The 13194-nt window shown below is 55.7% G+C and carries 11 protein-coding genes; 6 read left to right on the forward strand and 5 right to left on the reverse strand.

Going from position 1 to position 13194, the window contains the following annotated elements; genetic code table 11:
* Positions 1–235 precede the first annotated feature (235 nt).
* From NST69_RS29505 to NST69_RS29525, 5 genes are all read left to right on the forward strand, one after another.
* On the forward strand, positions 236–943 hold the full coding sequence (locus NST69_RS29505) for a futalosine hydrolase (RefSeq protein WP_342547851.1): 708 nt from the start codon (positions 236–238) through the stop codon (positions 941–943).
* Positions 943–1794: a 1,4-dihydroxy-6-naphthoate synthase gene (locus NST69_RS29510; protein ID WP_342547852.1), complete on the forward strand. Its 852-nt coding sequence runs from the start codon at positions 943–945 to the stop codon at positions 1792–1794. Before NST69_RS29505 ends, NST69_RS29510 begins: the two co-directional genes overlap by 1 nt.
* Before the next feature lie 93 nt (positions 1795–1887).
* A complete protein-coding gene (locus NST69_RS29515) occupies positions 1888–2712 on the forward strand; it encodes a class I SAM-dependent methyltransferase (RefSeq protein WP_342547853.1) in 825 nt (274 codons plus the stop codon).
* Positions 2713–2963: 251 nt separating this feature from the next.
* Positions 2964–4361: a helix-turn-helix transcriptional regulator gene (locus tag NST69_RS29520; RefSeq protein ID WP_339311941.1), complete on the forward strand. Its 1398-nt coding sequence runs from the start codon at positions 2964–2966 to the stop codon at positions 4359–4361.
* A gap of 243 nt (positions 4362–4604) precedes the next feature.
* Positions 4605–5201, forward strand: a complete 597-nt coding sequence (locus tag NST69_RS29525; protein ID WP_342547855.1) for a hypothetical protein — start codon at positions 4605–4607, stop codon at positions 5199–5201.
* A 477-nt stretch (positions 5202–5678) separates the two neighbouring features.
* Here the strand turns inward: NST69_RS29525 and NST69_RS29530 are convergent, their stop codons facing one another.
* Genes NST69_RS29530 through NST69_RS29545 form a run of 4 tightly spaced genes read right to left on the reverse strand, consistent with a single transcriptional unit; the run spans position 5679 to position 9511 of the window.
* Complete coding sequence (locus NST69_RS29530) at positions 5679–6752, reverse strand: ABC transporter substrate-binding protein (protein ID WP_342547856.1); 1074 nt, start codon at positions 6750–6752, stop codon at positions 5679–5681.
* On the reverse strand, positions 6749–7594 hold the full coding sequence (locus NST69_RS29535; RefSeq protein ID WP_036728153.1) for an ABC transporter permease: 846 nt from the start codon (positions 7592–7594) through the stop codon (positions 6749–6751). Before NST69_RS29535 ends, NST69_RS29530 begins: the two co-directional genes overlap by 4 nt.
* On the reverse strand, positions 7591–8397 hold the full coding sequence (locus NST69_RS29540) for an ABC transporter permease (RefSeq protein WP_342547858.1): 807 nt from the start codon (positions 8395–8397) through the stop codon (positions 7591–7593). The genes NST69_RS29535 and NST69_RS29540 overlap by 4 nt, the downstream gene beginning before the upstream one ends.
* Positions 8387–9511 carry an ABC transporter ATP-binding protein gene (locus NST69_RS29545; protein WP_342547859.1) on the reverse strand — a complete coding sequence of 375 codons (1125 nt, stop codon included), beginning with the start codon at positions 9509–9511 and terminating at the stop codon, positions 8387–8389. Before NST69_RS29545 ends, NST69_RS29540 begins: the two co-directional genes overlap by 11 nt.
* Positions 9512–9804: 293 nt before the next feature.
* Between NST69_RS29545 and NST69_RS29550 the strand changes: the two genes are divergently transcribed.
* Positions 9805–10908 (forward strand): FUSC family protein, encoded by a 1104-nt coding sequence (locus NST69_RS29550; RefSeq protein ID WP_051478252.1) that lies wholly within the window; start codon positions 9805–9807, stop codon positions 10906–10908.
* Between the two features lie 370 nt (positions 10909–11278).
* Here the strand turns inward: NST69_RS29550 and atzF are convergent, their stop codons facing one another.
* Complete coding sequence (gene atzF / locus NST69_RS29555) at positions 11279–13189, reverse strand: allophanate hydrolase (protein ID WP_342547861.1); 1911 nt, start codon at positions 13187–13189, stop codon at positions 11279–11281.
* Positions 13190–13194: the final 5 nt, after the last annotated feature.

Genomic DNA, 13194 nt, shown 5'->3' on the forward strand with positions numbered 1-13194 from the left:
AGTGCCTTTTATCCAGCTGCTGTTTTAGCAGGGTTTATTCGTTCATCAGCAAGTGGACAAAATCCATCTATCTCCCGCTCCGCATATTTGATTTGTTCTCTAAAACGGCGTAGACTTTCAAAAGGTGAGTATACACCGAAGCAAACGGCTCTTAGCAAGCAACTTATTGGATATTCCTAATACTTCAAATGAATCCTATCCTAACTTATACCAAGGCTACAAAAGGAGGCTGATTATGGAATCGAAGGCTCATCATCATTCCGGGGCCGCCGCGCGCAGTGCTGCGGCGGGAGAAGCCCCCGCGCCGCGCGTGCTGATCGTGACGGCAGTCGCGGCTGAGCGCGAGGCGGTCCTGCGCGGCCTCGCCGGCAGCCGCAGGTTCGACGTCATCGCGGCGGGCGCCGGCCCCGCTGCGGCAGCGGCGGGCACCGCCGCCGCCCTGGCAGCCGGCTCGTACGGCTGCGTCGTCAGCGCCGGGATCGGCGGCGGCTTCCCGCGACGCGCACCCGTAGGCTCGCTGGTCGTCGCCAGCGAGATGCGGGACGCGGCCCTCGGCGCAGAGACGCCGGAGGGCTTCCGCAGCGCTGCCGAGCTCGGCTTCGGCAGCGTGTCCGTGCCTGCGCCGGGCGGCACGGTACAGGCCCTTGCGGCCGCGCTGGCAGCGGCCGGCCTTACGGTAAGCACAGGTACTGTGCTTACCGTGTCCACCGCGACCGGCACCGCCGGGACGGCCGCGGCTCTGGCCGCACGCCACCCGGAGGCGGCGGCGGAGGCGATGGAAGGCCACGGGGTCGCCGTGGCCGCCCAGGCGCTGGGAATCGCGGCGCTGGAGCTGCGCGCGATCTCGAACCCGGTCGGCCCGCGCGACCGGGCCGCGTGGAAGATCAATGAAGCGCTCGACGCTCTGGCAGCGGCAGCGGCTATTTTATGGGAGGTGCTCTAATGACACAAGAGCTTCATATTGCTTATTCCCCTTGTCCTAACGATACCTTTGTCTTTCATGCCTGGGCGCATGGCCTGATTCCCGGCGCACCCAAGCTGGATGTAATGTTTGCCGATATCGATATTACGAACGGGCTTGCAGCAGACGGCGCCGGGCCTGAGGTGCTCAAGATTTCCTACGCCGCCCTTCCCTGGGTGCTGGACAAGTACAAGCTGCTCCCTTGCGGCGGTGCGCTGGGACGGGGCTGCGGCCCGCTTGTACTAACCCGCAAAGGCGCAGGCGCCATCAAACATCCGCGCGAGCTGTCCGGCCGCAGAATTGCCGTCCCGAGCGAACGCTCTACGGCATACCTGCTGTTCCGTCTTTGGGTAGCCCAGCAGGTGCAGGGCGGTCCGGCCGAGATCGTCGTTATGCCTTTTGATGAGATCATGCCTGCCGTACAGAAGGGAGAGATCGATGCCGGACTCGTCATCCACGAAGCCCGCTTCACTTACCCGTCTTACAATCTCAACCTGCTGACTGACCTCGGGAGCTGGTGGGAGAGCGATACCGGCTTGCCTATTCCGCTCGGTGCGATTATTGCCCGCCGCGATCTGGACCCTGAAGCCATTACGGGCTGGATTCGCAGCTCACTCCAGTATGCCTGGGACCATCCTCTGGACTGCCAGGAATACGTGCTAAGCCACGCCCAGGAGCTATCGCCGGAAGTGGCCAAATCGCATATAGATCTGTACGTCAATGAATTTACGATGAGCCTTGGCGAGGACGGCTATGCGGCCATCTCTGCACTGCTGAACCGGGCTGCTGCCGAAGGGCTTGTGCCTGTGGTTGATCCGGCGCTTTTGCGTTAGCAGGGGGAGCTTCATGACCCTCCGTTCCTTTTGAACAGCAGGCATGACTAACTTATCCTACACTTAGCTACCTATAGCGAGGAGGCCATTCCTATGATTCCTTCAGGCAACAGCAAGGCTAATATCGACCGTTTTTTGGGGTACCAAAATGACTACGACCGTTACCGGCCGGAAGCGCCGCCGATGGTGATTGAACTGCTCACCAGTTACCTGGGCCACCGTCCTGCCCATGTTGCAGATATTGGCTGCGGCACCGGCCTGTCCACCTTTCTGTGGAAGGATGCCGCCAATGCAGTGACCGGAGTGGAGCCAAACCCGGATATGCTGGGCAAGGCTCAGGACAAGCTCCGTCTTCTCGGCAGCGGAGCGGATAACCTGTCTTTTGTGCAGGGCTACTCCAACCAGCTTCCTTTCGATACGGAGAGTGTGGACATTATCACCTGCTCCCAGTCGTTCCACTGGATGGACCCGGACAGCACTCTTCAGGAAATCACCCGTTGTCTGCGGCCCGGCGGAGTCTTTGCCGCCTACGACTGTGACTGGCCTCTGGTGCTGCAGCCCGCTATTGAAGCCCGTTACAACCGGCTGATTGCGGCTTCGGATGCCCTGCTTGCGGAGCTTCAGCCCGGTGCCGACCAGGCCAGCAAATGGGACAAGGAAGGTCATTTGAACCGGATTAAAGCCAGCGGACGGTTTACGTACGCGCGCGAAATTGTTTTTCATAACACAGAATCTTGCGATGCACAGCGCTATATCGGGCTGGCCCTCAGCCAGGGCGGCGTCCAGTCCCTCCTGAAGCTCAGCCCGGCCTCACTTGTGCAGGACATCGCCGAATTCTCGGCACAGGTAGAGGAGTTCTTCCAGGGCCGGACCTTGCAGGTACCGGTTAGCTACCGGATGCGGACCGCTGTGAAGTAACCATCCCCGTTAGCAACCAAGCTCCTGTCTAAATAGTACAAGTAGAATCAAGAACGCGCCCCAGTTATCCCCGCAAAGGAACCGGGGCGTTTCAATGTCTCGGAAGACTTAACCAGGGACATTCCATGTCTGCCCTTCCTTTTGTTCACTGTATCTACTAATCCGCTCTATTGACCATTGGAATATTATCACATATTATTACACCAATGAAATAAAAATCTAATTACTGGGATTAGGTCAGGTGGTGTTATATGAAGTCCACAACCACGATTCGCGATCAGGTAACCGCATATTTGTCTAATCAGGGCCTGTCCATTAATCAGTTTGCCATCTCTTCAGGAATTAATTCCGGCACACTCAGCCGTGTCGTTAAAGACCGTCAACCGATTGCCATGGATCATCTGGAGCGTATTACCCGGGGTATGGGCCTGCCGGAGGACTACTTCTATACCTTATACGTGGACGAATGCTTTCATCATTCGGCTCCCACCTGGCGGCGCTTGCGGCCGTTTCTTGTGCGTTCAGCGGCGCTCGGCCGTCTTGACTGTGTTGAACAGGTAGTTAGGAACCTGCTGGAGAATCTGGTCTATGCCCCTATGCTATTCGAAGTTGCAGAAGGATTGTTCGAGCAGGGATTGTGGCACGCAGCAGCATTATTGTATGAGAATGTGAGCACGAGTGAGAAATATCAGAATTCCGAACGGCTGGCAATATGCCAATATCGCTTGTTCCGGATTGGCCTCGGTGATGACCAGAGCAGTAATCTGCGGGTAGCCATCCTGTTCGAATGCTTCATCGACCGGCTGAATGAAGCGGATCAGCTGGACGGATTGAAAGACCTGCTGGATGTCTACTACTCTCTGCAAAAGTGGTCCAAGGTGAACGAGCTTGCCGAGAAAATGCTTGAGCTGGCTACCCTCCGTTACGATCTCCAGCTCCGCTCAAAACGTAAACCGGACAACGAAAGATCACCTTCAAGTCCGCTGTATTTATATATTCTAAATGCTCAGCTCCACCTCTCAAGTATTTGTATGGAATACGGGGATTACAAATCAGCGATTGAGCGCGTCCCCCTCTATACGGATTGTAGCTGGATACAAGAGAAGGATGATAAAGCAGCTCGGACATTAGCCCAGTTCAGGGAGTGGGGGAAGGCAAATATCTTCCTATATCGTCTGCTTGATGGACAGCTAGAGGTATTGCCTGATTATGTGGAGTATATCTCTAAGCAGCCAGACGAGATATTTACGGCTATGTACCATATTGTTAAGTCAGCGAACCGGTATAATTGGAATGTGGATGATATTCTGGAACGCTTCTCTGAGCACATCCCTTACCGCACCTATAAATCGGTATTTGGAGAATATAATCAACAAGTTATGGCAGACAAGCATGCCCGCTTTCTTGCTGAATTAGCAGCCTATTACCTTCACAATAAGTATTATGAGAAGTTTACGAATGTACTGCGAAACCTGGAATCCTCCGCTAAAATCAACAACGAAAGTATAGCCATTACTTGTGTTGATCTATTTGAACAATACAGGTATACAGCAGGAGAAGAAGAAATGGAAAAATACAAACTTTTAATTAGAACAGCACGAAATTCAAAAGCAACATCATTTCATCAAGCTTATAGTTCTATGCAGTGATACCCATCCGTATGCGAATCGGCATGAATTAGGCGCACTTCTTGCTGCATTCTAGCTTTCCCCCAGCATTTACCCTATACTTATACCAGCGAGACGAAGAACGTCCCGGTTACCCCTTTATGGGGAAGCCGGGGCGTTTTCTATTTTCCGGAGAGGATGAGGAGCATGACTTTTGAAGAAGCACATGAACAATTTATCAGCGGACACTTGAATTGCAGACCTGAGGGGGAACGAAGAGCACGCTTGGAAAGGGGGCATCGGCATGCCGAGGTGCTGTTCCTGAAGAATGTATGGTGGCCTTTGCGGGGACATTTTACCGGACTTCACCCGGAGTATGAGGTGATGGATTGGCGGGGACGATCTTATTTCGCTGACTTTGCTTGGCTGCCCGGATACGTAAAGCTGCTGATCGAAATCAAAGGCTATGCTTCGCATGTACGTGATATGGACCGCAACAAATACTGCGGCGAGCTGAACCGCGAGACCTTCCTGTACGCCATGGGCTATCATGTGATTTCCTTCGCATACGATGATGTTGAACAGCGTCCCGAGCTCTGCATAACCTTGCTGCGGATGGTGCTGGGCAGATATCAGCCTGCGGCAACCCCAGTATCGCGCGTACAGTTGATGGAGCAGGAGGTCATCCGGTTAACCGTTCATCTAGCCCGGCCTATTCGCCCGCAGGATGTAAAGCAGCATTTCTCAATTGATTACAGAACCGCTGTCCGCACCTTGCGAAGTCTATCTGACAAGGGCTGGCTCGTACCGGTTCCCACCAGCAATCAGGAACGAACCGCACGATATGAGTTGAAGCGCGGTGTACTGGAATATTTTAATTAGCCTTCGGCAAATAATTGGAAAAACGCATCTTAATTTCGCTATTCCCAAGGAATACTCGACAACAAGTGGAAAAACAGCAACTGCTGCTCCTGGTTTTGCCGCTATAGAACGATCTGGGGAAATTTAAGTGCTGTTTTTCCAACTCTCTCCCCCACAACCCATTAATACTTATCAGCAGGTGGACAAAATCCAACTATTTTCCGTTTCCGCAGCCACAAAAACCCGATTCCACCAACATAGATTACTCCACAAGCATCGGCAACACCGTTCTTATCCTCTATCAAACCATCAGCCGCCAGCACCCCACTTTTTCAATCCTCGTCAGTCCCCATTCCTCCACACCGTTATAGTCCCGCTCCTATCCCCTATGCAACTCCCGCCACCCACTTCCACCTTACCCCCTGGCAAGCAAAAGCCCCCCGCCTACGCAATACGCGCATGCAGGGGGCTTCTGTACTCTTCCGGCGCTTACGCCAGCTACTTCTTATTCATCTTAAACATCAGGAACAGCTCATTATAGTGGGCAAGCATCCGCTTGCCGAGGTTGTCGTAGACCTCCAGCCGGTCGGTGAGCTCGGCGGGCGGGTAGAAGCGCTCGTCACCGGAGATGCCCTCCGGCAGCAGCTTCAGGCCGGGAACGTTCGGCGTGGAATAGCCGACGTATTCCGTATTCTGGGCCGCCACATCCGGCCGCAACATGAAGTTGATGAACTTATGCGCGCCTTCGACATTGCCGGCGGTGCGCGGAATGACCATGTTGTCGAACCATTTGTTCGAGCCTTCCTCCGGCACGACAAAGTCCAGCTTGTCGTTGTCATCCATGATCTCCGAAGCGTCGCCGGACCAGACGATACCGACCGCCGCTTCTTCGTTGGCGAGCAGCATTTTGACCTCGTCACCCACAATGGCCTTCACATTTGGGGACAGCTTGTTCAGCTTCGCGAGCGCCTCCTGCAAATGCTCCTCCTTCGTGTCGTTGACGGAATAGTGCAGGCTGTTCAGCGCCATGCCCATGACCTCACGGGCTCCGTCCACGAGGAAGATATTATTCTTCAGCCGCTTGTCCCATAAGGAATTCCAGCTGCTGAAATCGATGCCCTTCGTCATCTCCGGGTTGAAGATGATCCCCACCGTCCCCCAGAAATAAGGAACCGAATACTTGTTACCGGGATCGAAGGACAGATTCATGAACTTGGAATCGATGTTGGCGAGATTCGGCAGCTTGCTGTGATCCAGCGGCAGCAGCAGATTCTCTTCCCGCATCTTGGCGATCGCGTAGTCAGAGGGGATCACAACATCGAAGATCGTACCCCCCTGCTCTACCTTGGTCAGCATCGCTTCATTGGAATCGAACGTCTGGTAGATGACCGTAATCCCGGTCTCCTCCTGGAATTGCTTCAGGAGATCGGGGTCCACATAGTCGCCCCAGTTATAGATAGTCAGCGTGTTGCCGCCAGAATAGCCCTGGGCCGAGTTCAGCCGGGAGGCCAGGAACATCAGTCCGAAGGCGACGATCAGAATCGCCAGGAACGTGTTGACTAGCTGCTTCATCTAGGCACCCCCGCTTCGGCCACCGGCTCGGCAATCTGTGCCGCCGGGCGGCTTTTACGCTGGTTCAGGTAGTAATAACCGATGACCAGCAGAATTGTGAAGAGGAAAATCAGCGTCGACAGCGCGTTAATCGACAGCGAGACCCCCTGACGGGCACGGGAATAGATCTCCACCGACAGGGTGGAATAGCCATTGCCCGTGACGAAGAAGGTGACTGCGAAATCATCCAGGGAATAGGTCAGGGCCATGAAGAATCCGCTGAAGATTCCCGGCTTGATGATCGGCAGGATGACCTTCGTGAGCACGTCCCGGCGCGTAGCGCCGAGATCCCGGGCGGCATCCGTCAGGGTCGGGCTCATCTCCTGCAGATGCGGCAGGATCATAATGACCGCAATCGGAATGCTGAACGCCACATGCGAGAGCAGCACGGAGGTGAAGCCGAGCTTGATCCCGACAATCGTGAACAGGATCAGGAAGGAGGCTCCGATAATGACATCCGGGCTGACAATTAGCACATTGTTCAGCGAGAGCAGTGTGTTTTTGGCCCGGCGGCTGCGGACATGATGGATCGCCAGCGCACCGATTACCGCTATGATGGTCGCAATGGCCGATGACAGAAGGGCGATGACCAGTGTGTTAATCACAATAATCATCAGCCGGGTATCAGCAACTACCTCACGGTAATAATCCAGCGTGAAGCCTTCGAACTTGTGCATCGTACCGCCGCTGTTGAACGAGTAGTACATCAGATAGAAGATCGGCGCGTACAGCACCAGGAAGACCAGCACCAGATAGATATTGGCGATGCCGTTCTTGTTCTTAACCCTGCGTCTGTTCTTCATCCGCGCACCCCCTTCCGGGAGCCGCCGGTCAGAATCATGAACAGCGCCATAATGGCGATCAGGAACACCGCAACGGTGGAGCCCATACCCCAATCCTGTGTGACCAGGAAGTGCTGCTCAATCGCGGTGCCGAGCGTAATCACCCGGTTCCCGGCAATCAGACGCGTAATCATGAACAGCGACAGCGCCGGAATGAATACCGCCATGCAGCCGGAGCGTACACCCGAGATCGTCAGCGGAAAAACCACCCGCCGGAACGTTGTCCATCCCGATGCACCCAGATCGCGCGCGGCATCCACCAGCGACAGATTCATCTCATCCAGGGCACTGAAGATCGGCAGAATCATGAATGGAATGAAAATATAGACCGACACAAACACGAAGCTGAAGCCCGTGAACAGAATCTGCTGCCCACCCAGCCCCATCAGATCAAAGAAATTATTGACCGGGCCGAAGGTGCCGAAGATCCCGATGAAGGCATAAGTCTTAAGCAGCAGGTTGATCCAGGTCGGCAGAATAATCAGCAGCAGCCAGAGCTGCTTGTGCTTCGTTCGCGTCAGCAGATAAGCGGCCGGATAAGCCACCAGCAGCGAGAACACCGTGATCAGAAAAGCGTACCAGAACGAATTCAGCATCATTCTCATATAGACCGGTGTGAAGAAATTGACGTAGTTATTCAGCGTCAGCTTCCCCTCCAGATCGAACAGGGAATAGTAGACCACCAGCAGCACCGGCGCAATGACAAACAGCGCGATCCACAGGTAGTACGGGATGAGATAATACGACTTGCCCTTAGTCATCATGGCTCTCCACCTCGGCGTAAGCCTCCAGACGCTTGTCGAACTCCTCCTCCGTTTCACCGAAACGCATAACATGAATCGCTTCCGGGTCAAAATACAGCCCGATCTCGGAGCCAACCTCCGCCTTACGGGTGGAATGGACGAGCCATTCATGGCCGGAGCCGTCATAGCAGCTGATCTCGTAGTGAACTCCGCGGAACAGCTGGGAATCTACACGCACCTTCAGCTTACCCGCCTCAACTGTAGCAATCTCCAGATCCTCGGGACGGATGACAATCTCCACCGCTTCATTCTGCCGCAGACCGGCATCGACACATTCGAACCGGTGACCGTTGAATTCCACTACATAGTCCTCAATCATCACACCCGGCACGATGTTCGACTCTCCGATGAAGTCGGCCACGAACCGGTTAATCGGTTCATCGTAGATATCATTAGGCGTGCCGCTCTGCTCAATCTTGCCGCCGTTCATGACGAAGATCCAGTCGGACATCGCCAGCGCCTCTTCCTGGTCATGGGTGACGAAGATGAAGGTGATGCCCAGCCGCTGCTGCATCTCCCGCAGAATATACTGCATCTCCGTACGCAGCTTCAGATCAAGCGCTGAGAGCGGCTCGTCCAGCAGCAGCACCTGCGGCTCGTTGACAATGGCGCGCGCAATGGCCACACGCTGTCTCTGCCCGCCGGACATTTCATTAATGGCCCGCTGATCATAGCCGACCAGGTTAACGAAGCGCAGCGCTTCCTGCACCTTTTGCTGAATAACATCCTTCTTCAGCTTCTTGATGCGCAGTCCAAACGCCACATTCTCGAATACGTTCAGATGCGGAAACAGCGCATAGTCCTGAAACACCGTATTGACCTGCCGCTCATTGGCGGGAATGTGGTTGATAATTTTGCCGTTCAGATAAATCGAACCTTCCGTCGGCTCCGCGAAGCCGGCGATCAGACGCAGAATGGTCGTTTTTCCGCAGCCCGAAGGGCCCAGCAGCGTGTAGAATTTACCGCGTTCAATTTCGAAGCTCACGCCTTTGAGTACAGCCTCTTCGTCGTCGTATTGCTTAATCACCTGGTCAAATGAAATAATAGTGCCTTCCGGGGTAGCTATAGCTAACAACCTCCCTTACTTATGTAGTACAACCTATTTTACCCGCTTCTTGCGGGAGACAATCCGGCAGCAGCATGCTTAGCACGGATAAGCGACAATTCTTGCCTTGGTTCGACAGACTTCAATATATATAGCATAAATGAATCCTGCAATATATGCGATAGCTTACATTGTGAAATCGCGCACAAAAACTTAACAAGTTCGTAAAATCTTGCCCGCCTCCTGCCTGTTTTGAGGTGCTATAATGAAAACGGATGAAAACCATAAAATTTTTCCTATTTACATGAAAGAAGATGACAAACATGAACGAGGGCTTACAGGAGCGCCTTGAAAAGTTCGGATTATCCTTATATATGATACGGATTACGCTCGCCGCTTCGCTCTCGTGGCTGGCTGTGCACATTATCTACGGGGACCATTACCTGTACTTCGCGCCGCTGGCGGCGATTCTGATTACCCAGAGCAGTGTCAAGGCCTCCCTTGAAAAAGGCGTCTACCGCATGACCGGCGTGGTCCTCGGCGGCATCGTCAGCCTGATCGTAGGCAAGTTCTTCGATGTGGGCGCGCTGTCGATCCTGCTGATGCTGCTGATCGGCATAGGGGTGGCTACAGCCTGCCGGATCAATATCCAGGCCGTCTCGCAGGTCGGCGTCACCTCGGTGCTTGCACTCACCTTCTATCATGACCAATATATCGTCTGGAGAGTCGCCGAGACGCTGATCGGCGTGCTGATTGCCCTCATCATCAATATGATTATCGTGCCGCCCAAGAGCTTCGTCAAGGTCAAGGACCTGGCGCTGAAGGGCAGCCTGACCTTATCCGATGCCTTAACCGGATTCGCTGCAAGCGGCCGGGATGCCGCACAGGCCAAGGCTGCTCTTGAGAGCTCCGGCGAGCTGCTGAAGAAGAGCGACCGGCTGCAGAAGGAGATGCATTACACGCTGTCTCATTACCAGTGCCGTAAGGACATTGGCAAGCTGACACAGACGACCACCCATCTCATCAAGGTCCACTCCTATGTCAAAGCCATAAGCGAAGAGATCGCCCTGCTGCCGGCCCATTATGCCGCAGCCGACTGGATGCTGGAGGTTGTAACCGCAACGGCAGACTGTATCGCCCTGTACGGCACACGGACGCTATCGGATGCCGAATGCAGCGGACGGTCACTCCCCGAGAGTCTGAGAAGAGCCCGCGATGTGCAGCTCGCCTGGTTCTCGGAGCTGCAGGATCAATGCCCGCTCGCGGCCTTCCGTGATCTCGGTGCGGTATTCTCCCACCTGAACCGGATTCTTGAAGAAATTGAACGCGCCGATTATGCGGCCCTTTCCACCGTACCACAGCATGTCAAGGCACAGCCTGCACGCGCCATCCAATTCATACAAAAAGGACTCTTCCACAAGCTATAAGCTTGGGAGAGTCCTTTTTTGGGATTTCTGCAACTTGTTGACGGGATGGGATGCGCGCAGGTAAAGTAGCTTGGATGGCAGACGTAAAGTAATAATAGTTGGAAAAATGACACTTAATTCAGCCAACCTAACCGATTTGACTGAAGCGGTTGGATAAAGTACATCTAATCCGCCGAATTCTATGGAATCCCTTAAAAGCGAGCAAAATAAGTGTTGTTTATCCATCTGCTGTTCCCATAGGAGGTATTCCACCAGCAGCAAATGGAGAAAATCCAACTAATTACTACAGTATCCCGGTGACGCAAAATGGGATATCCAAATCTCACCTGCGTACATTGCTGCACTCAGAGCTAAATGCCTAAAACGGTAGTTAATCTGTAGGCAAGTATCTCCAGCCCCCGTAGGCTGTAACGTTCTCAGCTCCGGCGGCGGCATAGCCTTCGCAGATGAAGCCCGTCACTTCGCGGCCATCGGCAAGCGCCACCCGTCCCAGACCCAGCGGGGCCGGGATAAGCGTGGCGAATGCGCCCAGCGATTCCACCGGCATCTGCCACAGCTCCAGCTCGATAGCGCTTCCCCCTGCCGCCTGTCTCAGCAGACCCGGCTTCGCCGGCACGGTAGGGAGCTTGACCAGCTCATAACAGGCAGCAGTCCGCGCCTCCTGCCAGAAGTGCGCGCCATGCTCCAGCATCTGCTTCTCCAGCGGGAAGCCGCGCATATGCAGCCCGCAGACCGCAAGTGTAACCATGCCGGACGCTGGTAGTTCGGCGCTAGTAGCAGCACCAGTCCCTCCGGCCTCACCAACGTCAGCCCCAGCAGTACCACCTGCACCACTAGTACCTCCGCCAGCTTCCGACTCCAGCGATTGGTGCTCTGCCAGAAGTTGAGCCTCGGCCCCGGCAGCACTCCCCCCACTCTCACCATCATTCCCCTCCGCCAGAAGCCGCGCCCCGGCTCCGGCAAGCAGATGCTCACTGTCCGCCAGAGCGAACAGCGTAATGCCGAACGGCAGGTTCCCCGCCGCTTCCCCGGCGGGAATTGCCACCGCCGACAGGTCCAGCAGGTTGCAGTGATTGGTGTAGCGGCCCATATCGGAGTTGGCCCCTACCGGGTTCGCAGCCACCTGCTCCCGGATCCAGGTTCCGCCGCAGGTCGGCAGGACCAGCACCGCATCCCGCAGCAGCAGCTCCGCTTCCCGCTTATACTGCTGCAAGCGGTGCATGGCCTGGAACAGGCTCGAAGCAGTGTGGCGCTCCGCGGCCCCGGAGGAGAGAATCGACTCCGTTACCGGCAGCACTGCTTCACGGTGACTCTCTACGAATCCGGCCAGATCCGCCCAGCGTTCGGCTACCCAGGGGCCGTCGTACAGGATGGCTGCCGCTTCGGAGAACAGCGTACAGTCCACCCGTTCAACCGGCAGCCCCAGCGCCTGAACCGCCGCTTCGGCCCGTTCCCAGGCCCGGCGGTATTCGTCCGCATGGGGCCCGTAGAAGTCCAACGGCGCTTCCGGCAGCAGCAGCTTCCCGGGCAGAGCGGCAGCCTCCCGCTTCACGGAACGTGACCACGGATCGGCTGCATCGAAGCCGCGTGCTGCGCGGTCCACCGTGAGTGCATCCTCCAGATTGTGCGCGAATACGGTGACACAATCCAGGCTGGCACACGCCGGCACTACGCCGCGCACCGGCCAGGCGCCCAGGCTGGGCTTGTAGCCGACCAGCCCGTTCAGTGCGGCCGGCACACGGCCCGAGCCGGCGGTATCAGTGCCCAGGCTGAATACCGCTTGGCCCCGGGCTACAGCAACCGCCGAACCGGCGCTGGAGCCGCCGCTGATGTATTCGGGACGCAGGGCATTATGCGTCTCGCCGTAAGGGCTGCGCACACCGACGAGTCCGGTGGCGAACTGGTCCAGATTGCTTTTGCCGACAGGGATCGCCCCCGCAGCCACCAATCTCGCTACAACCGCTGCGTCGGCTTCCGGCTGATAAGCGAATTCAGGACATGCCGCCGTCGTGGGCAGCCCCTTCACATCGATGTTATCCTTCACCGCGAATGGAATGCCCCACAAGGGATGCTCCTGCGGATTCAGCTCTTTGAGCGCTGCCAGGTAGGGAGCGATCTGCGCCACGGCGGGCGCTTCAATCCAGATGTTCATGTCCTTATCCCGCGCAGCGCGGCGGATGATCTCCCGGATAACCTCCTCCGGGTCCAGCGTGCCGCTCAAATACTGTTCCCGCAGCCAGCCGGCTGTCAGCTTCGCGGGCCATTCTGTTATTGCTGTCATCAGGC

This window comes from Paenibacillus sp. FSL P2-0089 (assembly GCF_038595095.1).
GTDB classification, from domain to species: domain Bacteria; phylum Bacillota; class Bacilli; order Paenibacillales; family Paenibacillaceae; genus Paenibacillus_AQ; species Paenibacillus_AQ silagei.

What these genes read in the sequence shown, in the direction of transcription:
- NST69_RS29535 (WP_036728153.1), bottom strand. Translation starts at nt 7,594, where the DNA reads ATGAAGAACAGACGCAGGGTTAAGAACAAGAACGGCATCGCCAATATC.
- atzF (WP_342547861.1), bottom strand. Translation starts at nt 13,189, where the DNA reads ATGACAGCAATAACAGAATGGCCCGCGAAGCTGACAGCCGGCTGGCTG.
- NST69_RS29505 (WP_342547851.1), top strand. Translation starts at nt 236, where the DNA reads ATGGAATCGAAGGCTCATCATCATTCCGGGGCCGCCGCGCGCAGTGCT.
- NST69_RS29530 (WP_342547856.1), bottom strand. Translation starts at nt 6,752, where the DNA reads ATGAAGCAGCTAGTCAACACGTTCCTGGCGATTCTGATCGTCGCCTTC.
- NST69_RS29515 (WP_342547853.1), top strand. Translation starts at nt 1,888, where the DNA reads ATGATTCCTTCAGGCAACAGCAAGGCTAATATCGACCGTTTTTTGGGG.
- NST69_RS29550 (WP_051478252.1), top strand. Translation starts at nt 9,805, where the DNA reads ATGAACGAGGGCTTACAGGAGCGCCTTGAAAAGTTCGGATTATCCTTA.
- NST69_RS29520 (WP_339311941.1), top strand. Translation starts at nt 2,964, where the DNA reads ATGAAGTCCACAACCACGATTCGCGATCAGGTAACCGCATATTTGTCT.
- NST69_RS29510 (WP_342547852.1), top strand. Translation starts at nt 943, where the DNA reads ATGACACAAGAGCTTCATATTGCTTATTCCCCTTGTCCTAACGATACC.
- NST69_RS29540 (WP_342547858.1), bottom strand. Translation starts at nt 8,397, where the DNA reads ATGATGACTAAGGGCAAGTCGTATTATCTCATCCCGTACTACCTGTGG.